We start from the raw sequence: 25809 nt of genomic DNA on the forward strand, positions 1-25809 counted from the left end.
GCCGCGCAGAACGTGGGGGAACGTCTACAACGTCCGCCACAGCCGGGTCCATTCCACGTTCAGCTCGCGGGCCAGACGGCGAAGTGTCGGCAGCGACATCCCGACGACGGTCGACGGGTCTCCCTCGACCCGCACGATGAACGGGGCGCCGAGGCTGTCGATCGTGAACGCGCCCGCGACGTGCAGGGGCTCACCGGTCGCGACGTACGCGGCGATCTCGGCATCGTCGATGTCGTCCGCGAAGGTGACGGATGCGTGCGCGACCGCATGCGCCTCGCGCGGTTCGAGCCCGGGGCCGACGCGGAAGACGCTGTGCCCCGAGTGCAACACGCCCGTCTTGCCGCGCATGGCGTTCCAGCGTGCCGTGGCGTTGTCGGCAGTGTGGGGTTTGCCGAGGATCTCGCCGTCGAGCTCGAACATCGAGTCGCCGCCGATCACGAGCCCGTCGAACGCGGGGTCGTCCACGCCGAGACGAGCCGCGACATCTGCCGCCTTCCGCCGTGCCAACAGCAGCACGTGCTCGTCGGGGGCCAGGGTACGACCCTCGGCGCTCTCGACGGCGCGGATCACCTCTTCTTCGTCGACGTCGGGGGCCAGGGTCAGGGGTTCGATGCCGGCCTGGCGCAACAGCATCAGTCGGGCGGGAGACGTGGAGGCGAGGCAGACGCGCATGCCCCCACGCTAGCGACCGGCGTCGGGGCTCACGAACGGACCCAACACGCCGTGACGAGCGCGGCCACACGGCGTGTCGCGTCCGTTCGTGGGAGGCCGCGCAGGCCGTCATCGGCGCGTGCCGACTGTGAAATGCTCGAAGAGTGGATACCGCGGAAACGATCGACCTCGAGATCACCGGCGTCGCGCATGGCGGCATCTTCGTAGCCCGGCACGAGGGCCGCGTGATCTTCGTCCCCGACGCGATCCCGGGCGAGCGTGTGCGCGCACGCATCACGGATGCCTCGCGCCCCGCGTTCTGGCGCGCCGAGGCCCTCGAGGTGCTCGAGGCGGTCGAGACACGTCGGCCGCACATCTGGCCCGAGGCGGACATCGACAAGGCGCCGCACGGGCGCCCGGGCGGCGCGGACTTCGGGCACATCCGCCTCGACGCGCAGCGCGAACTCAAGGCTCGGGTGCTTCGCGAGGCGTTCGAGCGCTTTGCCCACCGGCCCGTCGACGTGGTCGTCGAGGCCGCGGGAGCAGACGAGACCGCGGAGGGGACGGGGTGGCGCACGCGCTTGAGCCTGCACGTCGGCTCGGATGGCGCGGTCGGACCCTATGCGGCACGCTCCCACCACATCGTGCCCGTCACGTCGCACCCGCTCGCCGCTCCGGCGCTCGCCGAGGCGGCCCTGCAGCTGGGCACCCGCCGCGGCGACCGCATCGATCTCGTCCTGCCGTCGGACGGTCAGGTTCGCGTCATCGAGCGGACGGATGCTGCCGGCCCGCGCCGCGGCTCACGGGGCGGACCGCGCCGAGGAGCCGACACGGCGGCGCACGAGGTCGTCGTCGAAACGGCGCGCGGCCGATCTTTCCGTGTGGACGCGGGCGGCTTCTGGCAGGTCCATCGCCTGGCGGCGCAGACACTCGCCGATGCGGTCGCGAAGGCCCTCGCGGGCGCGGGCTTCGATCCGGACGCACCGAACCTCGACCTCTATGGCGGGGTCGGTCTCTTCGCCGCTGTGATGGGCGAGGTCGGTGGGTCCTCGACCCGCGTCGCGACGGTCGAGTCCGCCCCCCGCGCGACCCATCATGCGGCGCGGAATCTGCGCGAGTGGGGCAATGCCGAGGCGGTCACGGCGCGTGTCGACCGGTATCTCGCGGCTGAAGTGGCCGAGGCATCCGAAGCGTCCGGATCGCTCGCCGACGCGTACCGCGATGCGACCGTGCTGCTCGATCCGCCGCGCGCCGGTGCCGGGGCCGGTGTCGTGCAGGCGATCGCGGCGCTGGCACCCCGCACCGTCATCTACGTCGCGTGCGACCCGGTGGCGCTCGCCCGAGACACCGCGACGTTCGAGACCGAGGGGTACGAGTTGCGGGACTTGCGGGCGTTGGACCTGTTCCCCAACTCGCATCATGTGGAGGCCATCGCCGTCTTCGGCAGAGACGCGGCCCGCGCCGCCGCGGGTTCCGCCCCCTCGCGCCGCTAGGCTGTCCCCATGACGCGGGTTGCCCTGATCGACGATCACGAATCCGTGCGCCTGGGCCTCGAAGCAGCGCTCGCCCGTGCGGGCAAGGATCTGGTCTTTTCGGGGGCGACCGTCGCGCAGTACTTGGCGTGGCGCACCGGTTCACGCTCCGCTCCGGCGGACGTCGTCGTGTTGGATCTGACGCTCGGAGACGGCACCACAGCGACCGACAATGTGAGCCGCCTCGTCTCGGACGGGTCGAGCGTCATCATCCACTCCGTGGCCGACCGGCCCGCTGCCGTTCGTGAAGCGCTCATGGCGGGCGCGGCCGGCGTCGTCAGCAAGAGTTCTCCCATCGGCGACGTCATCGCCGCGATCAGGACAGTCGCGGCGGGAGAGCATCTCGACAATGTCGAGTGGGCGAGTGCCGTCGACGGCGATCGCGCCTTCGCCGACGCTCAGCTCTCGGCCCGCGAGCGCGAGGTCCTGCGGCTCTACGCTGCGGGGTTGCCGCTGAAGGTGGTCGCCGATCGACTGGGCGTTGCCTACTCCACGGCGAAAGAGAACATCACCCGTGTGCGCGTCAAGTACGTGGAGGTGGGCAGACCCGCGCCGACGAAGGTCGACCTGCTGCGTCGGGCCATGGAGGACGGGATCGTCGAGCAGCCGTCGGAGGACCCATCCGGTGGCGCCTGAGAACGACACCGCTGACGCCGCGACGGACACGACGGTCGCGTGGGATCGTGCGTGGGGCCAGATTCCCCAGGGCAGGCTGGCCTCCGCCTGGCAGGGCACCTTCACTCGTCGTCGCATCGAGCGGATCGCGGCGATCGCCGCGGCGGTGGGATGCTTCGTCCTCGGCATCCAGGCGTTCTTCATCGCACTCGGCAACAACGCGGGGCTGCGTCCCGGCTGGACCGTTCCGCTTCTGACGATCGTCTTCGGATCGCTCATCATCATGTGCGGCGCGTGTTTCTTCCGCGCAACCGCTCGTGTGGCTACCGGTGCCTTCGCCGTGATCTACATCGTCATGCTGGCGATCTGGCCGTTCGCGACGGCGGGATCCGTCCCCGCTGCCACTCCCGAACCCTGGCCGTGGTACCTGATCAATGTCGCAACCATCGCCGCGGTCATCGCCTTCCGTTTTCCGCTCCAACTCGCGTGGACCATCGCCACGCCGCTGATCTACGGCGTCGTGAGGGTCTGGCAGGGGGGGTTCGAACCCGAGTTCCTGCTCGCCGCGGTCTTCGAGGTGCCGTACTCGCTCATCCTCGGCGGCCTCCTGATGACGCTCGTGACGATCTTCCGCCGGATGGCCTCGGGTGTCGACCGCGAACGCGCTCGCACGGTTGCCGCCTACGCTCAGGCCGCGGAGGCGCAGGCCGCGCAGGAGGAGCGTGTCGCCGTCTCGGCGCTCATGCACGACAGCGTGCTCGCCGCCCTGATCGCGGCCGAGCGAGCGGACGGCCCACGGGCCCGATCGCTCGCGATGTCGATGGCGCGTGAAGCGCTGGAGGGTCTCGCGGACACGGGCACTCCGAGCGGCGGGATCGATCCCCAGTCGGCGACGATGAAGGCTCTCGCGCGCGGCATCCAGGCATCCCTCGCCGACCTGGGGCTCCGGCTGCAGGTCCGCGTCGAGGGGGCGGAAGACGAGCCGAAGGTGCCGCCCGCCGTCGCCGCTGCGCTGATCCGGGCCGCGACGCAGGCGGCCGCCAACGCGATCCAGCATGCGGACGGAGTCGGGCTCGAGGCGATCGTGCGTCGTCCCGCCGATCTTCGCCCGGACCCGTCCGGAGTCGGGGAGGGCGTGTCCTCGCCCGATACGGACGCGGCCGAAGGTGCGCCGCACAGTGCCGGCCACGACGAGGAGCGTCTGGCCGCCGTCGAAGTCGTCGTGTCGGACAAAGGCCCCGGATTCGACGTCGAAGCGGTCCCCGACGACCGTCTCGGAATCAGCGCATCGATCCTCGCGCGCATCGCCGCGATCGACGGTGAGGCCGTCATCGATTCCGGCCCGCACGGCACGACCGTGACGCTGCGCTGGCGGGAGGTGCAACGGTGACCGTCCGTACCGTGCTCGCCGCGCTCGCACTCGCCTTCGCGGTGTATCAGGCCGCGCGCGGATCGCTGTGGACCGTGATCCCCGAGCGTCCCGGATTCCTCGTCGCGGGCTTGATCCTCTACCTCGCTGCGACGGTCGTGACGATCTTCGCGGTCCCGCGTCCCCTGGCCGGGGCAGACTCTCCTCGCGAACCGATGCCGCTCTGGGCTGCCGTCGTCGCGCTCATCACGGTCGCGATCGTTCCCTCGATGACGGGTTTTGCGGTTGCCGACGCCGAGGGCGCCGCCCGGACCGCCACATACGGCACCTGGTACGTCGGGGGCGGCGGCGCCCTGATGGTCGTGCTGATGGTGCGACGCAGAACCTGGATCGCGTGGGCCGGCACCGTCGTGCTCTCGATCGGCGCGATGATCTGGATGGGGCCGATCGAGGCGCTCAGCCAGGGTCTCGTCGGCTCGATCGTCTGGGTCGGGGTCGCGCACCTCCTGGTCTTCCTGATCGATCGCGCCGAGCGTGACGCCGATCAACTGGCCGAGCTGCAGGCGGTCACATCCGCGTGGGAAGCCGCGCAGGAGGGACGGGAGCGCGAGCGACGGGTCCAGTTGCAGCGGGCCCTGGCCGTCGGAGGTCCCGTTCTCGCGCGCGTCATCGCCATGCACGGCCTGCTCAGCGAGTCCGAGCGTCGCGAGGCGGGGATGGCCGAGGCCCGGCTCCGCGACGAGCTTCGCGGACCGCGTCTGCTCGACGACGGTGTGCGCGCTGAGATCGATGCGGCGCGACGCCGGGGAGCACAGGTGAGCGTGTTCGACGAGGGTGGACTCGAGGGTGTGCCGGACGAGGATCTGAGCCAGATCCGCGCGGAACTCGCCGAGGCGTTGCGTGATTCGCAATCCAACAGGATCATCATCCGCACGTCCCCCGATGACAACATCGCGGTCACGGTCGTGGGGCGCCTTGTCGTCGAGCAGACAGACGAGGATTCGGTCGACCTGTGGCGTGAGATCCGGCACCCGGGACGCTGACGTCACGGAGGCGCGGAAGACACCGCAGCCATCCTCGATATGAGAGGAGAGGGGCGGCGAAGTCGCCCGCCCCTCTCCGTTGCGGAACGATTACCCGAAAATCGTCCGCGGTTGCCGTTGTCCCGAGAATCGGGGGTCACGGCCATACGCATGAGCGTGTCACGCACACTCAGTATGCGGTGGTGGGGAAAACCCTGTCTGTAGGTACTTTGGGGGACAGTTTTGCGGGTTTTCCAGGGTTTTCGATGAGCCGCTCGCGAGCAGGACGGTCGATTCTCACGACGCAGTCAGCTCGATCGGCCCCACGGCAGTCCGCGCTCGAGGGGATGCCGGAGGCCCCGCGCGCTGCGGGCCCAGGCCGATGACCCGGCGTCGTCCTCGGCGAGGACGGCGTCCGCCTCTCGGGCGTACGCCTCGGTGACGACGGCGAGCAACGCTGCGAGCTCTTGCTCGTCCGGCGAGCCGCGGAGGACCTCGACCGACACGTCTTCGGGCGAGCTCACAGCGGGATGTTCCCGTGCTTCTTGGGAGGCAGTGTGGCGCGCTTGGTGCGCAGAGACCGCAGCGCCTTGGCGACCATCACACGCGTCGATGCCGGCTCGATGATGCTGTCCAGCTCGCCCCGCTCGGCTGCGAGGAATGGCGACGCCACGTTGTAGGTGTATTCGTTGGCCAGGCGCGTGCGGACGGCCGCGACATCCTCGCCCGCCTCTTCCGCGCGCTTGATCTCGCCGCGGTACAGGATGTTGACCGCACCCTGCCCGCCCATGACGGCGATCTCGGCGCTCGGCCACGCGAAGTTCATGTCGGCGCCGAGTTGTTTCGAGCCCATCACGATGTACGCGCCGCCATAGGCCTTGCGGAGGATCACCGTGACGAGCGGGACCGTGGCCTCGGCGTAGGCGTAGAGCAGCTTTGCGCCGCGACGGATGACTCCGGTCCACTCCTGGTCGGTGCCGGGCAGGTAACCGGGCACGTCCACGAGGGTCAGGATCGGGATGGAGAACGCGTCGCAGAACCGGACGAAGCGGCTGGCCTTCTCGCCCGCATCGATGTTGAGCGTGCCCGCCATCTGCGACGGCTGGTTCGCGATGATGCCCACGGAGCGACCCTCGACCCGCCCGAACCCGATGACGATGTTCGGAGCGAAGAGGGGCTGTACCTCGAGGAAGTCGCCGACACCCGAACCTGAAGGCGCGTCCACGAGCTTCGAGATCACCTGATGGATGTCGTACGGCTGGTTCGGGGAGTCCGGGATGACCGTGTTCAGGGTGCGATCGGCATCCGTCGTCTCCCACTCGAAGCCGGACTCGTATACGGGTACGTCCGTCATGTTGTTGTCCGGCAGAAAGCCGAGGAGAGTGCGCGCATAGTCGATCGCGTCGTCCTCGTCCTCGGCGAGGTAGTGGGCGACGCCGCTGCGTGTGTTGTGCGTGTATGCACCGCCGAGTTCGTCCATCCCGACGTCTTCACCCGTGACGGTCTTGATGACGTCGGGGCCGGTGACGAACATCTGGCTGGTCTTGTCGACCATGATGACGAAGTCCGTCAGGGCGGGGGAGTAGACGGCCCCGCCGGCGGCGGGACCCATGATGAGCGAGATCTGCGGGATGACGCCCGAGGCCGCCGTGTTGAGGCGGAAGATCTCGCCGTACTTGCCGAGGGCGACGACGCCCTCCTGGATGCGTGCGCCACCGGAGTCGAGGATGCCGATGATCGGCATCCCGCCGCGCAGCGCGAGCTGCATCACCTTGATGATCTTGTCGCCGGCGACCTCGCCGAGCGATCCGCCGAATGTCGAGAAGTCCTGGGCATACACGGCGACGGTGCGGCCGTGGATCGTGCCTGTGCCCGTGACGACCGAGTCCCCGTAGGGGCGGGACTTATCCATCCCGAAGGCGGTCGTGCGGTGGCGCACGTACTCATCGATCTCGACGAAGCTGCCCGTGTCGACGAGCAGTTCGATGCGCTCGCGGGCGGTCAGCTTGCCCTTCGCGTGCTGCTTCTCACGCGCAACGAGTTCGGCAGAGACCACCGCCTCGTCGAATCGGGCGCGCAGATCCGCGATCTTGCCGGCGGTGGACAGGTCGGGCTCATGACTCACGCGTTTCACTCTATCCGGGCCCCCCGCGCTCGAACGGTTGACGGTCTCGCACAATGACGCGCGGCATCCCTTGTGCAACCTCTCTCGCTAGCCTGGGGGCATGGGTCTGCACATCCTCGACTTCCCCGCCGCCGCCACCGTTGCAACGCGCGTCGAGGTTGTCTCCCGCACCGGATCGACGAACGCCGACCTGGTCAGAGCGCACACCCTCGACCCGGGTGCCTGGCCGAACCTGTCCGTGCTGGTCACCGACGACCAGACGGATGGCCGGGGTCGGCGTGGGCGGACGTGGGAAGCGCCGGCGGGCACCGCCTTCGCGATCTCGGTCGTTCTCGATGTCTCTGACCTCCGGCCGGTCGAGCGCGGTTGGATACCGCTTCTCGCGGGGGCGGCCCTCACGCGTGCCATCGCGGCCCAGCTCTCGGCGCAACTCGGCGAGACGCACACGGTGCGGATGAAGTGGCCGAACGACGTCCTGGTCGATGGGCGCAAGGTCAGCGGCATCCTTGCCGAGGTCGTGCCCGGCGCGCCCGACTCGATCGTGGTCGGCGCGGGCGTGAACACGGCGATGACGGCCGAGCAGTTGCCGGTGCCCACGGCGACATCGCTCGCAGTGCTCGGCGCGGCCATCACCCCGGCGGTGCTCGACACGCTGCTCGCCGACTATCTCGCGGCGCTGGGTGAGCTTGTCGGTGCTCTCCTCCTCGAAGACGGCGACGCCCTGCGTGCGGGAGTCCACGCCGAGGTCGAGGCTCTGTGCGGCACGCTCGGCAGCTCGGTGCGCGTCCATCTCCCGGATGGAACCGAACTCGTCGGCGAGGCGGTACGAATCGGGCCGCACGGCGAACTGGTCGTCCGCAGCGGGGCAGACGAGACATCTGTCGTCGCCGGGGACGTCGTGCACGTCCGCTGAGCGAGCAGCCGCGTGGGATGCGTCATCCCGCACCAACGACCGGCAGAATGAGCGCATGACCCAGCCGACGACGTACGGCAACCGCCTGCCGGCTCCACCGCCCGGCACGGCCGCGCCCGAGCGTCTGGTCGCGCGGACGCGTCGGAGTGCTCGTCGCTTGGGCTGGTCGGCGCTGATCGCTGTTTGCGTAGCCGGCGGCGTGGGGTGGTTCTACGACAACCTCCCCGCACCGTTCGAGAATTGGATGCTGTTGGCCGCCGGTGGTGCGGTCGTGCTGATCCTCGTCATCGTGCCGTGGATCACCTGGGCGAGTCGCACGTACACGATCACGACGCGCCGCGTCATCGCGCGTCGCGGGGTTCTGTCCCGGCATACACAGGAGCTGCTGCACTCACGGGGCTACACGATCAGCCTGCGCCGCGGTCCCATCCAGCGGATGTGGCGGGCGGGCACGATCATCCTGAGCAACGGGGTCGACGAGCCGCTGCGCCTGGTCAACGTTCCCGACGTCCTCCTCCTCCAAGAGGTGCTCGCCGATCAGATCGAAGTCAGCCAGATCTTGGCGCATCGCGACGCCCAGGGCATGGCAAGCGACGAATCCCTGGCCGCCCCGCCGCGTCCGCCGCTCCCCGCCTGAGCCGACAGCGCCGGTGGCTCCCCGCAACAGGGAGGGCGGACGATCCGTGCGCTCCGGTGAAAGGATGGAGGCGCACGACCAACCACCTGCGAGGGGAAGACCATGACATACCGCGTCGGAGTCGTCGGCGGCGGCCAGCTGGCCCGCATGATGATCGCACCGGCCGTCGAGCTGGGCATCGACATCCGGGTGCTCGCGGAGGCGGAAGGGATGTCGGCGGCGCTCGCTGCGACCCAGGTCGGCGACTACCGCGACGCGGACACGGTTCTCGCGTTCGCCCGCGACGTCGATGTCGTCACGTTCGACCACGAACACGTTCCCCAGCCCGTCATGCACGCGCTGCTCGCGGCGGGTGTCGCGGTGCATCCGGGACCTGCGGCGTTGGAATTCGCCCAGGACAAGATCCGGATGCGTACCCGTCTCGCCGAACTCGGGGTGCCGCAACCCGACTGGGCCGCGGTCTCGGACGCGGATGCCCTGCAGCAGTTCATCGACGACCACGGCGGCCGGGCCGTCGTGAAGACCCCCCGCGGCGGCTACGACGGGAAAGGCGTTCGCGTCGTCGAGCACGGCACGGAGGCCGCGGATTGGTTCGCGGCGCTCGCCGAGGACGCGCGGGGCGGTGACCTGCTGGTGGAAGAGCTGGTGGACTTCCGGCGCGAGCTCGCGCAGCAGATCGCCCGGAGCCCCCGCGGCGAGATCGCGACGTATCCCGTCGTCGAAACGGTCCAGCGCGACGGGGTCTGTGCCGAGGTCGTTGCGCCCGCGCCGGGAGCGGGAGCCCGCCTGACGGACGTCGCGGCCGCGATGGCGAGCGAGATCGCGAACGGGCTCGGCGTGACGGGCATGCTCGCGGTGGAACTCTTCGAGACGACCGACGATCGCCTGCTCGTCAACGAGCTCGCCATGCGCCCGCACAACAGCGGTCATTGGACTCAGGATGGCTCGCTCACGAGCCAGTTCGAGCAGCACCTGCGTGCGGTCCTTGATCTGCCGCTCGGTCTGACAGCCCCGCACGCGCCCTGGACGGTCATGGTCAATGTCCTCGGCGGACCCGCCGAGGGGGGACTCGCGGAGCGTGTCCCCGGGGCGATGTCCGCGCATCCGGGCGTGAAGATCCACCTCTACGGCAAGGATCCCCGGCCGGGGCGGAAGGTCGGACACGTCAACGCCTTGGGCGAGGAACTGGACGACGTCGCCTACGAAGCACGAGCCGCGGCCGCCCACTTCGACTGAGCTGCGCCCTGCGGCTCGATGTCCCACCTTTTCATCCCAAACGCGGTTTTGGGGTGAAAAGGTGGGACATCCCATGCCGGTGCGCGGCGGAACGGCATTCTTGCAGGAGTGGGGCCTAGCCTGGTCGGGTGACCCGGCCGCTGCATTCCTCCGACGCGCCCATCGTCGGCGTCGTCATGGGCTCCGACTCCGACTGGCGCGTCATGAGCGACGCCTCCCAGATCCTGACGGACCTGCTCGTCCCGCACGAGGTCGAGGTCGTATCCGCTCACCGCACACCCGACAAGCTGATGTCCTACGGGCGCGGAGCGCGGGCTCGAGGAATCCGGGTCATCATCGCGGGTGCCGGCGGAGCCGCACACCTGCCCGGCATGCTCGCCTCGGTCACCACTCTTCCGGTCATCGGCGTGCCCGTACCGCTCGCGACCCTCGACGGGCTCGACTCCCTGCTCAGCATCGTGCAGATGCCCGGCGGGATTCCGGTCGCGACCGTGTCGATCGGCGGAGCGAAGAACGCGGGACTGCTCGCCGCGCGCATCCTGGGCGCTTTCGACGCCGCCCTCGCGGGCTCGCTCGACGACTACGCCCGCCGGCTCGAGGCCGAGGTCGAGGAGAAGAACCGGCGGCTGAAGGACGCGCTGTGAGCATCGCAGCTCCTACCCGGCTGCCGCGCGCCGCGCCGTCCCTGCCGCCGATCGTCAACAAGCTGCCGCTTCGGTACCCCGACTCGGGGTCCGCCGACTACATGCGCAGACGCGCGTGGTGGCTCGTGATCTTCAACGTGCTGGTCCCCGGGTCCGCGCAGGTGTTGGCCGGCAGCAAACGGCTCGGCCGGTTCGCCCTCGGCGCCACGCTGTTCATGTGGACCCTGCTGATCCTCACCGCGGTCGCTGCGATGCTGTGGCCCTTTCTGCTCCTCTGGATCGGGACCAACGGCATCGCGCTGCTACTGGTCCAGGGCTTGCTCATCGCCTATGCCGCCCTCTGGGTCGTGCTGGCGATCGACACGTTCCGCCTGGTGCGGCTGGTCAAACTCCGCCCCGTCGCACGGGTCGGTGTCTCGGCCGTTCTCGCGGGACTTCTCGTTCTCACGTCCGGGGGAGCCCTGTACGCCGCGGATCTCGTGGGCGCGACGCGGGGCACGCTGGGCTCGATCTTCGGCCTCGGCGGACCCGCCGTGCCACCGTCGGACGGCTACTACAACATCCTGCTCCTCGGCGCCGACAGCGGCGAGGGACGCGACTCGATGCGCTACGACAGCATCTCGGTCGTCTCGGTCAACGCCGACACCGGCGCGGCCACCATCACCGGTATCCCGCGTGACATGCCCGGGTTCCCGTTCGCGCCGGGCCCGATGCTGGACCTGTACCCCGATGGGCACACCAACCACGCCGACGCCTCGTGCGGCTGGGGCTCCGGCATCAACCAGCTCCGCACCGAGGTCGAAGTCTGCCGCGACGGCGACGCGCTGTATCCCGACGCGCGGGCCTCGGGCTCGACGCCCGCGATCGAGGCGACGAAGGATGCCGCGGAAGGCATCCTGGGTATCGAGATTCCGTACTACGTTTTCATCGATATGCACGGCTTCGCGGCGCTCGTGGATGCACTCGGCGGCGTCGACATCACGGTCGTGGAGCGTCTGCCCAAGGGTGGAGGTCCCGCCTACACCGGTCAGTCGGCCGAGGACTGGGCGATCGGCTGGATCGAGGCCGGGCCGCAGCACATGGACGGCGATACCGCGCAGTGGTATGCCCGCTCGCGCTACACGACGAACGACTGGGACCGGATGCGCCGCCAGCGCGAGCTGCAGACGGCGATCCTCTCGCAGTTCACCCCGAGCAATGTCCTCACGCGTTTCAAGGACGTAGCGGTCGCGGGTACCGCGCTCGTCGAGACCGACCTGCCGGAATCGATGCTGCCGTACTTCGCCGAACTCGCCATGAAGACGAAGGAGTTGCCGGTCACGACGATCGAGTTGACGCCCGAGGGTGGCATCGACGCCGAGGAACCGGACTACGTCTACGTGCGCGAGATGGTTCAGGCGGCGCTGCACCCACCGACGCCCACGCCCACGCCGTAGTCCGGCGGGCTAGAGCTCCCCGGGCTGCATCGCCTGCTCGTCGAGCTTCTGCGCGAGGACCCGTCTCCGCGAGGGGGCGCCCTCTCGCTGGGGGGCGTAGACGACGAGCGAGTGGAAAGCGAAGCGCGCCACGAAAGCCACGGCGAGCGTGATCACGGCGGCCAAGACGCTGGAGATGTGCCAGGTCTCGACCAACAGCGCGAGTACCGGGATGCGGATGAGTGCTTCGGCATTGTTGAAGCTGAACGACTTGGCGAAGCGCAGCCAGCGGGCCGACGCGTTACCGAGCATCTCGCGGAACACGAACCGTTCCTGCAGCAGGAAGTTGCCGACGATCGTCACTTCGGCGGCGATGATCGCCGCCCAGATGTAGCTCATCCCGAGATGAGTGAGCCCGGCCATGATCCCGATGTTCGCCACCGCGCCGACCGCACCGATGAGGGCGAAGCCCGACATCTTGCCGAACTTCAGCACCGAGAGTTGGGCGAGAAACCGCATCCCCTGACGCATGGATGCCTTGGACGAGCCGGCCGATCGCTCCGCGAAATCGAAGGGGACTTCCGCGACGACGATGTCATTCCTCGCCAGGATCTCCAACAAGATCTTGAAACCCCGTGGGCGCAGGCGGTCGAGGTCGAGCTGTGTCCGGTCGACGAGGAAGTAGCCGGTCATGGGGTCCGTCGAGTCGCGCAATCGCAGAGGGAACATGGCCTTGGTCAGGAGCGTCGCGCCGCGAGAAACCGCCGTGCGCACCGCATCCGCCAGGCCGGTTGCCGCGCCACCGCCGGTGTACCGCGAGGCGGCGACGATGCCGGCGCCCGTGCGTCGATGCGCGCGCAGCATCTCCGGGATCACCTCGGGGGGATGCTGCAGGTCGCCGTCCATCACGATGCAGATGTCCGCTTCGGCCAGGCGAATGCCCTCCAATACGGCCCCACCGAGTCCCGCAGACGGCTTTTCGCGGTGGACGAGTCTGACCGGCACCGCCGCGAGGGCTGCCACGCGTTCGACCTCGGCGGGAGTGTCGTCGGTCGAGTCGTCGACGAAGAGGATCTCGCGCTCGAGGCCCTCCGTCGCGGCCGCTGTCCGCCGCACGAGCTCGGCAACGTTCGGTGCTTCGTTGAAGGTCGGCACGACGATCGAGAGGTCCACGGCGCACCCCTCGTTCATTCAGCGATCCCCGGACGGGGCCGTCATCGACGACGCCAAGAAGAATATCCCGAAGCGGGGATACGAAGCTGCGTCTCTCCCCAGGGTCTGGTGTCAGAACGCGCAGCCGCTGCTGATGCGCAGGTGATCAGCCGCTGCTGACGCGCAGGTGATCAGCCGCGGCGGCGCGCCGCAATCAACAGCGTCCCCGCGACCGTCGTGGCGACGAGCGCTATCCCTGCGAGCAGCACGATCGTCCAGGGGAGGTCTTCGAGGCCCGGCCATTCCGGGGCATCGGGGCGGGTACCGGGGATCTGCACCCGTCCCTCGCGATCGCGCGAACCCGTCCACTCGTCGGGCAGGCCCAGGGGTTCACGGGCCGTGCCCGTGTCGGGAACCGCGGTGCCCGGCGCGGCGACGCCGAGGTCGGGGCCCGGGGGGGCAAGTGCGCCGGCTTCATCACGCGGCCCATTGCCGCTCGTGACGGTGACGATGGCGACATAGTCGCGGGACGCCGAAAAAGTGATCGCGTATGGCCCGCAACCGCGTTCGGATGCGTGGAAAACGGCCGTCAGGCCGCCGTCGGCGCGGCTGACCAGGGTCGCCGTGCCCGCGGCGCCCAGGACACGGGCTTCCCCCGAACGGGCGCCGGAGACATCCGTCGTGACGCCTTCTCCGCCTTCGAAGAATCCCGCCGAGAATTCGATCGTCGAGCGACCGCCGGGCTCGATGACGGCTGGTGTCACAGACACGCGTGCGGGGGAGACATAGGAGTCATCGGCGCTCGCAGCGGCCGCTGCCGGACCGGCCCACATCATCGCGATGACGGCCAGGGCGACCGCAATGACGCGTGTGATCATCTCTCTCCCCGGGTGGGTCGGCGATGACCGGTTTGTGTGGGTCTCATGGCAGGCGAAGACACGCCTCACGGCGCCGCCGCGGATTGCGAGCAGCGCCGTGAGGCGTATGTGCGGGCTTAGGCCTGGCGGCGGCGCAGGACGGTGACGGTGATCAGGGCCGAGCCCGCGACCAGCAGTCCGCCGCCGATGCCGTAGATCCACGGCGAGGTGCCGCCGCCCGTGAGCGCGAGAGCCTGCTCGACCTGCGGGTCGGCCTCGCAGTTCGCGACGGGCGTGACGGTGATCGGAGCCGTGTAGCTCTGCGTCGCGCTGGTGAACGTGATGTCGTACACGCCCTCGCCGTCAGCGGGGGGCTGGAACGTCGCCGAGAGGCTCCCGTTCGCGGCCGCGTTGACGCTCGGCGTGAAACGTGCCCCAGCGACGCGGGCACCGGCCGCGCTGACCTCGACGGTTTCGTCGGCGATCCAGTAGTTCGCGCCGAACGAGATCGTCGACGTCTCGCACTGCGAGATGACGGCGTCATCGATCGAGACCGATGCCGGCAGGACGTACGGGTCGTCGACGGCGGATGCGGCGGCGGGCGCCCCGAACGCCATGATCCCCAGTGCAATTCCGACCACAGCTATGTTCTTCTTCAGCATGAGAATTCCCCAGTGTTCACGCGAAGTATGCGTGCACGGCTGCTCCCCAGCATCCCGTGCACGGTTTCGTCGGCAGACCCCAAGTCGCCGTCCGAAGACTTCCCCAATTGATGTCAACTACCCCAGCTGACGTTTCACACCTTACATCATGTGGCGCAGGAGTCAGAGAAGATTTCTGCTGTGGCGCCCTGCTGGACGGTCGGGGTCGTCACGACTTCGAGCGGAACGACTGCGGGCCGCTCGCCGGCCGGGGGCCGGAACTCGACGATGATCCGATGCGAGCCGCCCGGCGTTGTGACGAATTCGTGCTGGATGGCCGTTCGATCCTGGTATTGAGCGGTTTGCACGCCGATCCGTCCGTCATCGAACTGGTAATCGGATGCGGTCCACTCTGCCGGGCCGGCGACCGTGACCCGGGTGAGAGTGTCGCCGACAGGGGTGCCGCTGAGGCCGGATCCCGTGACGTAGCGGGGGAGTGAATCGACAGGGTCGGGCGGGACGGTGTTCGACCAGTCGACCGTCACGCGGATCCGCGGATCTGAGCCGCAGATCTCCTTCACGGTCACCTTCGGCGTGGCGTAGTAGTCGAGTTTCGAACTCGTCACGTCGTTGTAGAACACGCCGATTCGCCGGGTGGACTCATCGTCCGGCAGCAGGATCGTCTGAAGGGACGTCCCGTCGAGGCGTTCCTGTTCTGTCGGGTCGGCGCTCCAGATGTGCAGTCGGTGCTCGCGCGCCGCGTGGTCGAGTGCGGTGAGAACCGCGACAGGGTCGCCCGCGCCGGCCGTGAGCGCATCGAAGATGGCGCTGGCCACCAGAGCGAACGCATCATCACGGACCTCGTGATCGCCGATCGCGCTGTACGCGGTGGAGAGGAGAGTCTCGACCGCGTTGTCGGCGTCGAGGCGGAACGCGCCGGCATCAATGGGTCCGGTTGCCTCGAGGAGGTACGCCAGGCTCACCGTGTCGATGGCGATCACACCGTCTACCGGGACTCCCGTGGTCCGCTCCCACAGGGCGGACGCGGCCTCCGCCGACTCCGAGAAGTCGAGAGCACTCACGGTGTTCTGCATGAAGCGGCCCGGAAGCGTGTCGAACAGGGCGATGGTGGACGCCGAGAGGTCGATCACGGGCTCTCTCGGCCGCATGATGTCGCTGGCCGCGCGTTGCTCCACGATGCTGATGCGCCCGGCCTCGGCTTGAAGTGTCGCCACCGCTCCGGGGATACCCCCCTGCGTGCGCAGCTCGGCGTTGTTGAGCATCAGCAGCAGGTATGTTCGCGGTTCTTCGGTGCCGAGCATCGTGGGAAGCAGCGCCGCAGCACGATCCAGCGCGTCTACCGATGCGGCGGCGGTGTTCGTTGCCTGGCGAAGTTCGTCGAGTGCGTCGGATACGAGCGGGATCGACGGAGTCTGGATGTTGCGAGCGCGGCCTGCCGCGTTCTGGAATGCCGCGTTCGCGCGGTCGAGCACGGGCGCCGCGGCGACGAGTGGCGCTACGTCCATCCGGCCGTCGGAGAATCCCAGAGCGGTGGGGTCGAGCTGACTGGCGATGTCCGCGAGCGGCACCACCGCTTCGGTTGCCAGATCGTCGGCGATGCCGCTGATCTCGCGCACGGCCGTGAGGTTGCCGCCGAGCCACGGAACGAGCTCCATCATCCGCCAGAGGGGGTCACCGGTGGCATCGCTTGAGGCTGCAGCGTCTGCCGCGAAGCTCTGTGCGGCGGTCGCAACGCCCGCCGTGTCCTGCGCACGAATCAGCGTGGGCATGGACGCCGCGGTCGTGGCCGCGGATTCCAGACTGTCCCGCGCTGAGAGGACCCGAGACCCGACCCACGCGGCGGCAGCGACGAGGAGTACCAACGCGATCACCGCGGACAGGACGATCCAGCGTTTGCGGCGGGTTCTGGCGGGAGATGGCGTCGACACGCTGCTTATCTAAGCAGTTCGACGCCGTGAGGATGCCGGGGGCCCGTTGCCTGTGGAGATGCTGGCCGTCCCGGCCAGGCTCCAGACCGCCCGAGCCCTCGGCGGTAGAGTCGACCGGGTGACAGTCAGGCTCCGCATCGTGCTCGATCAGGTCGTGAGCCCGACCGACCCGGATCTGGCGGCCGCATCCGCGAGCCTGGCCTCTGCGCTGGTCGCCTCCGCGCCCTCGGGCTGCGATGTCGGCGGCATGTTCCCGGCATCACGGCCCGCCGACAGCTCGGCGGTCACCCCTGTCGATGGCCTCGCGGACGTGTGGCGCGCGCCTGTGCCGAACCGAGAGCTCGCCCGCGCGTGGAGGTGGGGTGTCCCTCTCGGCGCAGCCCAGGGAATGATCCATTCGCCCACCCTGCTCGCTCCCCTCGTCCGCCACGACCGTGTTCATGATCACGATCAGACGGTCGTCACGCTCTGGTCTTTGGAAGCGTGGACAGCTCCCACGAGGCTCGAGCGGGGCGCGTCGGCTTGGCAGCGCGGGATGCTCGCGCGCGCAGTGCGTCACGCTGATGCTGTCGTCGTGCCCACGCACGCCATGGCGTCGCAGCTCGCTGAAATCGCGCCGCTCGGCGCCCGCATCCGTGTCATCGCCGGGGCGCCGGAGACCGGGTTCGGGGTGCCCGAGGATGCACCCCAGCGTGTGCTGCGAGCAGGCGTCGCAGCGCCCTACATCGTGGCCCTGGGATCCGCTGCGGACTCGGATGAGCTCGCTCCCGTCTTCGTTCGCGCGGCGGCGCTCGACCTGGATGTCGTGGTGCTCGGTGCGGGGGAGAACGACGCTCCGCTGATCGTCGACCGAGCGCAGGCATCGGGGCTCGCAGAGCGGCGCGTCCACACGATCGTGGATGCAGACGCCCCAGACCGCGGGGCGCTGCTCGCTGGCGCGATCGCGGTTGTCGCGGTGTCCACCGCGCCGGTTTATCCCTGGCGCCTGCTCGAGGCGCTGGTCGCCGGTGCGCCGATCATCGCGGTCCGCACGCCCCAGCACGAAGAACTGCTCGCGGACGCCGCGCACTTCGCCGATCCGGACGACCCCGACGCCGTCGGAACGGCGCTCCGCAGCGTCGTGGAGGACGAGGGGATCACCCGTCGATTGCGTGTGCTCTCGGAGGATCGATCGCGCGCCTTCGCCTGGAGCGACTCGGCGCACCGGGTGTGGCAGCTCCACGCCGAGCTGTAGAAGCGCCCCGACTAGCCGAGACTGGCCCGGATCTGCTCGAGCTGGCCCGGATCGGTGGGAGCCACCGCGAAGTCGCCCACGCGAACGAAACTGTCCGCGGTGATGCCGAACGCGGCCACCGAGTCGACGTAGGTCGCGAACTGCTCCTCGTCCGAGAATTCGTACACCCTCACGTCAGAGCCCTCCAGCGTGCCCTTGCCCCACCGCACGATGTACGGCGATTCTTCGTCGCTGATCGCGAATCCGGTGAGTCCGATCAGCTGCGCGACCCCCTCGACCGACTCGGTGGAGGCGGTCGGCGACTCGGACGGCGCGGGGTCAGCCGTTTCCGGGCTGGAGGGCGATTCGCTGGCAGAGGGAGACAAACTGGCCGTTGGCGAGGGATCGGGCGTCGACGGCTCCGGGGCGCATCCGGTCAGCAGAAGTGCGGCTATCAGGACGAGTGCGGCGCCAGAGCGATTCATGCACGGAGCCTAACCCGGATCGGCAAACGAACCCGCCGGGTGCGTTGCTCCCGCACGATAGCGGGGTCGCCGCGATAATGAGGTCCATGCGTCTTCCTTCCGCTCGCCCCCGACAAGCTCTTTCGAGGGGCTGGCGGTACGTGGCTTCGTTCACGATCGCCGCACTCCTCGTCTCCGGAGGGATCGCGAGCGCGGCACAGGCGCAGGCCCCGGCGGCGACGGCCGGTTCCGATGGTTTCGCCGCGACCACTGCGGTCGACTCCGTCAGCAAGCCGCTGGCGCTCGCGGGTTTCAACGCGTCGAACCTGATCAACGACTCGTTGTTCTACGACGGCAATTCCATGAGCACCGCGCAGATTCAGCAGTTCCTCGATCAGAAGATCGGCAGCTGCGCGAACGGTCAGTGCATCAACATCCTCTCGACGAGCGTGTCGTCGCGCTCGGCAGTCGTGTCGCAGCGCACCGGAAACCTGGTGTGCAACGCGCTCGAGGGCGGAACGATGCGCGTCGCGGAGCTCATCTATCGGGCTCAGGTCGCCTGTGGGATCTCGGCCAAAGTCATCCTCGTGACGCTCCAGAAGGAGCAGGGGCTGGTGACGAGCCGGGCCCCCTCCGACCGCAACCTCCGCGCGGCCATGGGGCAGGCATGCCCCGACACCGCTCCCTGCGACCCCGCGTTCGCGGGTATCGGACCCCAGATCGTATCGGGCACGACGCAGCTCAAGACCTACCGGGCCGGCGCTTTCTCGCGTCAGCCAGGGGTCCACCTGATCGGATATCACCCCAACGCCGGCTGCGGCGGCACGTACCTGAACGTGTCGAACTACGCCACGGCCGCGCTCTACAACTACACGCCGTACCAGCCGAACGCGGCGGCTCTGGCAGCCGGCTACGGCTTGGGCGACGGATGCTCCAGCTACGGAAACCGCAACTTCTACAACTACTACACCGACTGGTTCGGATCGACCCAGGGCGAGACGCTGCAGGTGCTCCAGGTGTCGGGAACCGGACAGCGGTACCTCGTGAGCGGCGGATCGCGCTGGCGACTGGCCACCGCGGAGATGGCCGCCCAGTACACGTGGATCAGCTCCGTCCGGGAGACGAGCCAGGCCGAGATCGATCGCTACCAGGACAAGGGGGCCGCCGACCGCGCGGTGCGTACCGAGTCGGGGATCGTCTGGCTGCTCGACAGCGGGCAGCGGCTCCGGCTCAACGATGTCCAACAGGTGACCGACTTCGGGTGGGACTACGGCGCCCTGCCGGTCGCGAGCGACGCGCAGGCGAACCGTTACCGAGACGGCGGGTGGCTGGCTCGGGTGGTGCGATCCGGCTCCCACACCTGGCTTGTTCAAAGTGGCGCACGGCGACAGGTCATCGACCTGGGCATGCTTCCCCGCTATGGCATCCCGGCGGTTTCGTCCGAGATCTCCGGCGCCATGCTGGCCGAGTACCCGGTCGCAGCGCCCGTGCTCTCCGTCGGGATCTACCGCGATGCCACGAACCCGTATCGGGTGCTGACGGACGCGGGCGCGTACACCGTGCCCGACGCCGCGAGCGGAACGACACTGGCCCGCAGCGCCCGCGAGATCACGGCCGAGTCGTTCGCATTCCTGACGGCGTCGATCTACATGCCGACGCGGATCTCGTCCGGCGGTCGGTCGTACGTCCTCCTCGAGGATTCGTGGCTCGAGGTGTCGGCCGCCGAGTACCCCTCGGTGCTGACGTTCTCGTCGCTCCCGAACGGAGCCGCGGCCGGGATTCCGTCCGCGGGGCGGGCGACCGGTCCGCACTTCATCCGGGAACGGTCGGATTCGCAGGTCTACCTCGTCTCGAGTGGGACCATGCAGGCCGCATCCAGCGCGGATCAGGCGTGGATCACGCGAACGTACGGTGTGAATCCGCGCGTGTGGGTCGCGCTGGACGGGGCGATCGGCGATGCGACGACTCCCGAGGGTCTGGTCCGGACCTCTGCGGGAACCGCCTATCTTCTCGACGGGACACGTGCGTACCAGATGCGGGATTGCACCCAGGTCGCGTCCTGGGGTGGCAACTGCGCGTCCTTGCCCACTGTCTCGGATACGAAGCTTGCGAGCTATGCCAAGGCGGGCCTGCTGCGTGACCTGGTGCGGACCCCGGCCGGAACCACCTGGTTGCCGCAGGGCGGCCAGCTGCGACAGGTGCTCGATCCCCAGATCCTCGCGGTCTACGGAATCACGTCCTCGACGAGCGCGATCTCGACGGCCTCCGCCGCCAAGCTTCCCGTCGGCGAGCCGGCACTCGCCGCGGGCATGTACTCGGACGGGTCGAGCGGTCGCATCGCCGTCACTCAGGGCGGTGAGTTCACCACCACGTCCGAGCAGAGTGTGGGCGTGGTACGGACCTCGGCCCGCGCGCTGACGCCCGAAAGCTATGCGAAGATCACCGTGGACGGCGCGCTTCCCTCGCGGATGCGCAGCGATGGACGGTCGTTCATCCTGACGCAGGAGGGATGGCTCGAGGTCTCGGCCGCTGCATACGGGGGAGATGCCGCCTTCGTGGCGATGCCCACGCGGGCGTGGACGGGCATCCCCGTCGCCGCCAACGAGCAGCGCCCGCATTTCGTCCGGGACGACGCCGTTCCCCAGGAGTACCTGGTGTCGGGCGGAGCGGTGCAATTGGTCTCGAGTGCCGCGGAACGCGCGAGCATCACGGCGGCCTACGGCGTGCCGACCAAGGTCTGGGCCCTGGTGGGCGGAGCGCTCGCGGGGATCAAGGTCAACTACGACCTCATGGCCAAGACCGCATCCGGCGAGGTCTACCTCATCGACGGTTCGACCCGCTACCGGATGAGCGGGTGTTCGGCCGCCACCGACTTCGGACAGAACTGCGCAAGTCTCCGCGTGCTCACGTCGGCTCAGCTCTCGGTCCTGCAGGACGGCGGAACTCTTGCGGCGCTCCTTCGTTCTCCGGATGGATACGTGTATCTGCCGCAGAGCGGCACGAAGCGCGAGGTTCCCGACCCGCGTGTGCTGTCGGTCTACGGCGTGGGCACGGCGTCGACGCCGGTGTCGGCACAGGTGCTCAATCAGCTGCGTCTCGGCGCACCGGTTGCGGGTGTGGGCGCCTACGACGATCGCGCGGGAGATGTCCGCGTGATCACGGGCGACGGACGCACGTTCGCGATTCCTGCGGCCAGCCGCATCGGATCTGTGACGTCGCGCGCGTGGACGATCTCGCCCGCGTCGATCGACCTCATGGCGGTCGAGGGCGACCTGCCGACCCGCGTCAGCGCCGGCTCGCAGTCATACATCCTCACGACCGACGGTTGGTTGGCGGTGAGCTCGGCGGCCTACGCACCGCTCACCTTCGCTTCCATCGGGGCCCGGGCGTCTGAGGGCATTCCGACGGCGGGGTCCGAGAGCCGTCCGCACTTCGTGCGCGAGCAGTCGGCCTCGCAGGTGCATCTCGTATCGAGCGGTCTGATGGCGACGGCGGACGAAGCCGAACGGGCGTGGATCTCGTCGACCTACGGTGTGCCGAGCAAGGTCTGGGTGGTTCCCGACGGCACCCTGAGGTGATGTCGGGCCGCGGTGGCCGTCCTACTTGAGAAGGTTGCGGACGGCCATCTCGGAGAGGGAGCGCTCGTACCCGTCCTCTTCGAGGGGCTCGGATTGCACCCAGCCGACGAATTGCTCGATGCCCCGGTCGAAGGGCACGCGGGCCTCGAATCCCAGCAGTTCACGCGACCGCGTCGTGTCCGCGATGTTGTGGCGGATGTCGCCGACGCGGAAATTGCCCGAGATCGTGACCGGCACGGTCGTTCCGAACGCGCGGAACAGGGCGTCGACGACGTCGGTCACGGTCGTCGCCACGCCCGACCCCACGTTCATGACGCTCCCCGAGACGCCGGGCGTCACGCACGCGAGATAGGTGGCCTCGACGACGTCGTCGATGTAGACGAAGTCGCGACTCTCTTTGCCGTCCTCGAAGATGTTGATCTCTTTGCCGCGACGGATGAGGGTCGAGAAGATCGAGAGGATGCCGGTGTAGGGGTTCTTCAGTGACTGGCCCGGGCCGTAGACGTTCTGGTACCGGAGCGAGACGGCCTCGACGCCGATCGCCGGTGCAGCCGTCATGATGAGGGCTTCCTGGCTCTGCTTGGTGATCCCGTACACCGAGGACGGGTGCAGCAGGGCTGTCTCGGGCGTGGGGATCAACGTGAGCGGTCCCGTGCCCGGCACATGGACGTCGAAATCGCCCGCCGCCATGTCGTCCGCGGATCGATGAGCGGGGAAGACGATCTCGTCCTCGTCGGTCCGGTAGGCGCCCTCGCCGTAGATCGACCGAGACGAAGCGATGACGACGCGACCCACCGTGTGGGGTTCGTTCGTCAGCAGATTGAGGAGCTTCGCCGTGCCGCCGACATTCGTGTCGACGTAGCGGTCGATCTCGTACATCGACTGCCCCGTGCCGGTCTCGGCGGCGAGGTGCACGACGACGGTTGCTCCCTCGAGGGCGGCGCGCAGGTCGTCCACCGAGGTGACGCTCCCCACCCGCACGGTCGCGACGCCGTCCAGCGAGCGGAGGAGGGGCGATGTCGTCGCCGGTTCTTCGCCGTGGACCTGCGCGACGAGGGAATCCAGCACGGTCACCCGGTGTCCGGCGTCGACGAGTCGGCGCGCGAGTGAGGAGCCGATGAAGCCGGCACCACCGGTGATCAGGACGTGTTCGGGCATGGGTGCTCTTCCGCGGGTGAGGTGATCGTGAATCAGAAGGGCCGGGGTCAGGGAGCGACCGGGGTCACGTCAGCCAGGCGCGGGTGCTGACGGTCCTTCTCCGACACGTCCGCGGAATCGAGGGCGATCGGCCAGGGGACCGCGACCGTCTCGTCCGCCAGGTTCAGGAACGTGTACTCCGCCTCGGGCGACCAGTGGTCGTTGACCAGGTACGTGTAGGCGGTGTCCGGCTCGAGCGTCTGGAACGCGTTGCCCACTCCTCGCGGAACGAAGATCGCCGAGGCCGGGTCGATCAGAGCGGTGAACAGGGTGCCGAATCCGTCGCCCTCACGCAGGTCCACCCACGCGCCGAAGATGCTTCCCGTCGCAACCGAGACGAACTTGTCCCAGGGCTCCGCGTGAATCCCTCGAGTCGTGCCGGCGTTCCGGTTGAATGAGATGTTGTTCTGCACCGGACCCAGATCGGGCAGTCCGAGCGCCAGCATCTTCTCGCGTTGCCAGTTCTCCTTGAACCATCCGCGATTGTCGCCATGCACCGGGATGTCGAAGAGCATCAACCCCGGAATGGTGGTCTGATGCGCGGCCAGCTGTTTTCCGAAATCCATGAGATCTACTGCCCCGCGATCGCGTACTTGGCTTCGACTTCCGCCTTCTGCGGTCGCCACCAGTCCTCGTTGTCCCGGTACCACGCCACGGTGTCGGCGATGCCGGCCGTGAAGTCGCGGAACTGCGGCTGCCATCCCAGCTCGTTTCGGAGCTTCGACCAATCGATCGCGTAGCGCTTGTCGTGACCGGGACGGTCTGCGACCAGATCGTACGCATCGGCCGGCTGGCCCATCGCCTCGAGGATGATCTCCACGACGTCGCGGTTGGACTTCTCGCCATCCGCACCGATCAGATAGGTGTCCCCGATGCGTCCGCCCTCGAGGATCCTGAGCACGGCGGAGGAATGATCGTCGGCGTGGATCCAGTCCCGTACGTTCTTTCCGTCGCCGTAGAGGCGCGGGCGGATGCCGTCGATCAGGTTCGTGATCTGCCGCGGGATGAACTTCTCGACGTGCTGACGCGGACCGTAGTTGTTCGAGCAATTGCTGATCGTGGCGGCGACGGCGAACGAACGGACCCATGCGCGCACCAGCAGATCGGACCCGGCCTTCGTCGACGAGTACGGGCTCGAGGGGTTGTACGGCGTCTGCTCGGTGAAGCGGTCCGGGTCATCGAGCTCGAGGTCGCCGTAGACCTCGTCCGTCGAGATGTGGTGGTAACGGACGCCGGTCGCCCGCGCGGCCTCGAGAAGCGTGAATGTCCCGACCAGGTTCGTCTGGACGAAGGGGGCGGGACCGCTGAGCGAGTTGTCGTTGTGCGATTCGGCCGCGTAGTGCACAACGGCGTCGTGCTCGGAGAACAACTGTGCGACGAGTTCGGCGTCGCACACATCTCCTTGTACGAATCGGAATCGGTCGTCGGGAAGGTCGGCGAGCGACGCGAGGTTGCCGGCGTAGGTGAGCTTGTCGAGCACCGTCACCGATTTGTCGGTGTTCTCGAGCACGTAGTGCACGAAGTCCGATCCGATGAAACCCGCGCCGCCGGTCACAAGGAGTCTGTCCATTCGCCCGAGTTTACTGGGCGCGCGAAACTTTGCCCGCAAGCAACTCGGGGCCGAGCACGTGCCGGATCGATGTTGTGAGAGGGTGGGGGGATGCGCGGCATCGTTCTTGCCGGGGGCACCGGCTCTCGTCTCCACCCGATCACTCTCGGGATCTCGAAGCAGCTCGTACCCGTGTACGACAAGCCGATGATCTACTACCCGCTCTCGACGTTGATGCTCGCGGGTATCCGCGACATCCTCATCATCACGACCCCTCACGACGCGGAGCAGTTCGAGCGGCTGCTCGGGGATGGCTCCCAATTCGGCATTTCGCTGACCTACGCCCAGCAGCCGTCGCCGGACGGACTCGCCCAGGCCTTCGTGATCGGCGAGGAGCACATCGGCTCCGAGACGGTCGCGCTCGTGCTCGGAGACAACATCTTCTACGGCCAGGGGCTCGGCACGCGGCTGCGTCGGCACGAGTCGCTCGATGGGGCGGCGGTCTTCGGGTACTGGGTCGCCGATCCGACGGCATACGGCGTGGTGGAGTTCGACGAGACGGGGCGCGCGCTCACGCTCGAAGAGAAGCCCGTCAACCCGCGTAGTCATTACGCGATCCCCGGCCTCTACTTCTACGACAACGACGTCGTCGAGATCGCGAAGGGCCTGCGTCCCTCCGCTCGCGGCGAGCTCGAGATCACCGATCTGAACCGCGTCTATTTGGAGCGTGGCACGCTCGATGTGCATGTGCTGGGCCGCGGCCATGCCTGGCTCGATACCGGCACGCATGAGTCGCTGATTGAGGCGGGCCTCTTCATCCAGACGGTCGAGCGTCGGCAGGGGCTGCGCATTGGCAGCCCCGAGGAAATCGTTTGGCGTAAGGGCTGGATCGACGACACACAATTGGGCGTGCTGGCGCGCGAGCTCGGCAAGAGCAGCTACGGCCAATATCTCGCGCGCCTGCCGCACGAACGGATTTTCTGATTCACACCCGAGCGCGGAGGTTGTCGAGATGAATGTGGTCGCTACACCCATCGAGGGGCTGCTGGT

At 68.4% G+C, this 25809-nt stretch carries 22 protein-coding genes and 1 pseudogene; 12 read left to right on the forward strand and 11 right to left on the reverse strand.

Annotation, left to right across the window (positions count from 1 at the left end; translation table 11 throughout):
- Positions 1-24 precede the first annotated feature (24 nt).
- Positions 25-672: a Maf family protein gene (locus ACIQ0W_RS11000; protein ID WP_396642815.1), complete on the reverse strand. Its 648-nt coding sequence runs from the start codon at positions 670-672 to the stop codon at positions 25-27.
- A 143-nt stretch (positions 673-815) separates the two neighbouring features.
- Between ACIQ0W_RS11000 and ACIQ0W_RS11005 the strand changes: the two genes are divergently transcribed.
- Genes ACIQ0W_RS11005 through ACIQ0W_RS11020 form a run of 4 tightly spaced genes read left to right on the forward strand, consistent with a single transcriptional unit; the run spans position 816 to position 5210 of the window.
- On the forward strand, positions 816-2144 hold the full coding sequence (locus ACIQ0W_RS11005) for a class I SAM-dependent RNA methyltransferase (RefSeq protein WP_396642816.1): 1329 nt from the start codon (positions 816-818) through the stop codon (positions 2142-2144).
- Positions 2145-2153: 9 nt separating this feature from the next.
- Entirely contained in the window at positions 2154-2819 is a 666-nt protein-coding gene (locus tag ACIQ0W_RS11010; RefSeq protein ID WP_396642817.1) for a response regulator, read from the forward strand.
- Positions 2809-4188, forward strand: coding sequence for an ATP-binding protein (locus ACIQ0W_RS11015; protein ID WP_396642818.1), 1380 nt, complete (start codon positions 2809-2811; stop codon positions 4186-4188). The genes ACIQ0W_RS11010 and ACIQ0W_RS11015 overlap by 11 nt, the downstream gene beginning before the upstream one ends.
- Positions 4185-5210: a hypothetical protein gene (locus ACIQ0W_RS11020; RefSeq protein ID WP_396642819.1), complete on the forward strand. Its 1026-nt coding sequence runs from the start codon at positions 4185-4187 to the stop codon at positions 5208-5210. The genes ACIQ0W_RS11015 and ACIQ0W_RS11020 overlap by 4 nt, the downstream gene beginning before the upstream one ends.
- Before the next feature lie 287 nt (positions 5211-5497).
- On the opposite strand, the gene ACIQ0W_RS11025 is transcribed toward ACIQ0W_RS11020, so the two are convergent.
- Positions 5498-5713, reverse strand: coding sequence for an acyl-CoA carboxylase subunit epsilon (locus ACIQ0W_RS11025; protein WP_396642820.1), 216 nt, complete (start codon positions 5711-5713; stop codon positions 5498-5500).
- Positions 5710-7314: an acyl-CoA carboxylase subunit beta gene (locus ACIQ0W_RS11030; RefSeq protein WP_396642821.1), complete on the reverse strand. Its 1605-nt coding sequence runs from the start codon at positions 7312-7314 to the stop codon at positions 5710-5712. Before ACIQ0W_RS11030 ends, ACIQ0W_RS11025 begins: the two co-directional genes overlap by 4 nt.
- 100 nt (positions 7315-7414) lie before the next feature.
- Here ACIQ0W_RS11030 and ACIQ0W_RS11035 point away from each other — a divergent pair, with 100 nt between their 5' ends.
- The 5 genes from ACIQ0W_RS11035 (at position 7415) to ACIQ0W_RS11055 (ending at position 12180) form a co-directional block, all read left to right on the forward strand.
- The gene (locus ACIQ0W_RS11035) at positions 7415-8227 is read left to right on the forward strand and encodes a biotin--[acetyl-CoA-carboxylase] ligase (protein WP_396642822.1); all 813 of its coding nucleotides are present in this window, start codon (positions 7415-7417) and stop codon (positions 8225-8227) included.
- Between the two features lie 55 nt (positions 8228-8282).
- Entirely contained in the window at positions 8283-8864 is a 582-nt protein-coding gene (locus tag ACIQ0W_RS11040; RefSeq protein WP_396642823.1) for a PH domain-containing protein, read from the forward strand.
- A gap of 102 nt (positions 8865-8966) precedes the next feature.
- Positions 8967-10100, forward strand: coding sequence for a 5-(carboxyamino)imidazole ribonucleotide synthase (locus ACIQ0W_RS11045; RefSeq protein WP_396642825.1), 1134 nt, complete (start codon positions 8967-8969; stop codon positions 10098-10100).
- A 176-nt stretch (positions 10101-10276) separates the two neighbouring features.
- Positions 10277-10744, forward strand: a complete 468-nt coding sequence (gene purE, locus ACIQ0W_RS11050; protein ID WP_396642839.1) for a 5-(carboxyamino)imidazole ribonucleotide mutase — start codon at positions 10277-10279, stop codon at positions 10742-10744.
- Entirely contained in the window at positions 10741-12180 is a 1440-nt protein-coding gene (locus tag ACIQ0W_RS11055; protein ID WP_396642826.1) for an LCP family protein, read from the forward strand. The genes purE and ACIQ0W_RS11055 overlap by 4 nt, the downstream gene beginning before the upstream one ends.
- Positions 12181-12189: 9 nt before the next feature.
- Here ACIQ0W_RS11055 and ACIQ0W_RS11060 read toward each other — a convergent pair whose 3' ends face one another.
- The 4 genes from ACIQ0W_RS11060 to ACIQ0W_RS11075 form a co-directional block, all read right to left on the reverse strand.
- Positions 12190-13332 (reverse strand): glycosyltransferase, encoded by a 1143-nt coding sequence (locus ACIQ0W_RS11060; RefSeq protein WP_396642827.1) that lies wholly within the window; start codon positions 13330-13332, stop codon positions 12190-12192.
- A 170-nt stretch (positions 13333-13502) separates the two neighbouring features.
- On the reverse strand, positions 13503-14189 hold the full coding sequence (locus ACIQ0W_RS11065; RefSeq protein WP_396642828.1) for a hypothetical protein: 687 nt from the start codon (positions 14187-14189) through the stop codon (positions 13503-13505).
- A gap of 116 nt (positions 14190-14305) precedes the next feature.
- Positions 14306-14830 carry a hypothetical protein gene (locus ACIQ0W_RS11070; RefSeq protein WP_396642829.1) on the reverse strand — a complete coding sequence of 175 codons (525 nt, stop codon included), beginning with the start codon at positions 14828-14830 and terminating at the stop codon, positions 14306-14308.
- A 146-nt stretch (positions 14831-14976) separates the two neighbouring features.
- The gene (locus ACIQ0W_RS11075; protein WP_396642830.1) at positions 14977-16758 is read right to left on the reverse strand and encodes a DUF4012 domain-containing protein; all 1782 of its coding nucleotides are present in this window, start codon (positions 16756-16758) and stop codon (positions 14977-14979) included.
- Positions 16759-16876: 118 nt separating this feature from the next.
- On the opposite strand from ACIQ0W_RS11075, the gene ACIQ0W_RS11080 reads away from it, so the two are divergent.
- Positions 16877-17992 carry a glycosyltransferase gene (locus tag ACIQ0W_RS11080; protein ID WP_396642831.1) on the forward strand — a complete coding sequence of 372 codons (1116 nt, stop codon included), beginning with the start codon at positions 16877-16879 and terminating at the stop codon, positions 17990-17992.
- 11 nt (positions 17993-18003) lie between these two features.
- Here the strand turns inward: ACIQ0W_RS11080 and ACIQ0W_RS11085 are convergent, their stop codons facing one another.
- Positions 18004-18456, reverse strand: coding sequence for a hypothetical protein (locus ACIQ0W_RS11085; RefSeq protein WP_396642832.1), 453 nt, complete (start codon positions 18454-18456; stop codon positions 18004-18006).
- Positions 18457-18596: 140 nt separating this feature from the next.
- Here ACIQ0W_RS11085 and ACIQ0W_RS11090 point away from each other — a divergent pair, with 140 nt between their 5' ends.
- Positions 18597-22013: a hypothetical protein gene (locus ACIQ0W_RS11090; protein ID WP_396642833.1), complete on the forward strand. Its 3417-nt coding sequence runs from the start codon at positions 18597-18599 to the stop codon at positions 22011-22013.
- 21 nt (positions 22014-22034) lie between these two features.
- Here the strand turns inward: ACIQ0W_RS11090 and ACIQ0W_RS11095 are convergent, their stop codons facing one another.
- The 3 genes and pseudogenes from ACIQ0W_RS11095 to rfbB form a co-directional block, all read right to left on the reverse strand.
- The gene (locus ACIQ0W_RS11095; protein ID WP_396642834.1) at positions 22035-23171 is read right to left on the reverse strand and encodes an NAD-dependent epimerase/dehydratase family protein; all 1137 of its coding nucleotides are present in this window, start codon (positions 23169-23171) and stop codon (positions 22035-22037) included.
- Positions 23172-23221: 50 nt separating this feature from the next.
- Positions 23222-23776 (reverse strand): annotated as a pseudogene (locus ACIQ0W_RS11100) (dTDP-4-dehydrorhamnose 3,5-epimerase family protein); the annotation flags it as partial.
- 5 nt (positions 23777-23781) lie between these two features.
- Positions 23782-24780 carry a dTDP-glucose 4,6-dehydratase gene (gene rfbB, locus ACIQ0W_RS11105; RefSeq protein ID WP_396642835.1) on the reverse strand — a complete coding sequence of 333 codons (999 nt, stop codon included), beginning with the start codon at positions 24778-24780 and terminating at the stop codon, positions 23782-23784.
- A 90-nt stretch (positions 24781-24870) separates the two neighbouring features.
- On the opposite strand from rfbB, the gene rfbA reads away from it, so the two are divergent.
- Positions 24871-25743, forward strand: a complete 873-nt coding sequence (gene rfbA / locus ACIQ0W_RS11110; protein ID WP_396642836.1) for a glucose-1-phosphate thymidylyltransferase RfbA — start codon at positions 24871-24873, stop codon at positions 25741-25743.
- Positions 25744-25809: the final 66 nt, after the last annotated feature.

It is taken from the genome of Microbacterium sp. (assembly GCF_044340635.1).
In the GTDB taxonomy this organism is placed as follows: Bacteria; Actinomycetota; Actinomycetes; order Actinomycetales; family Microbacteriaceae; genus Microbacterium.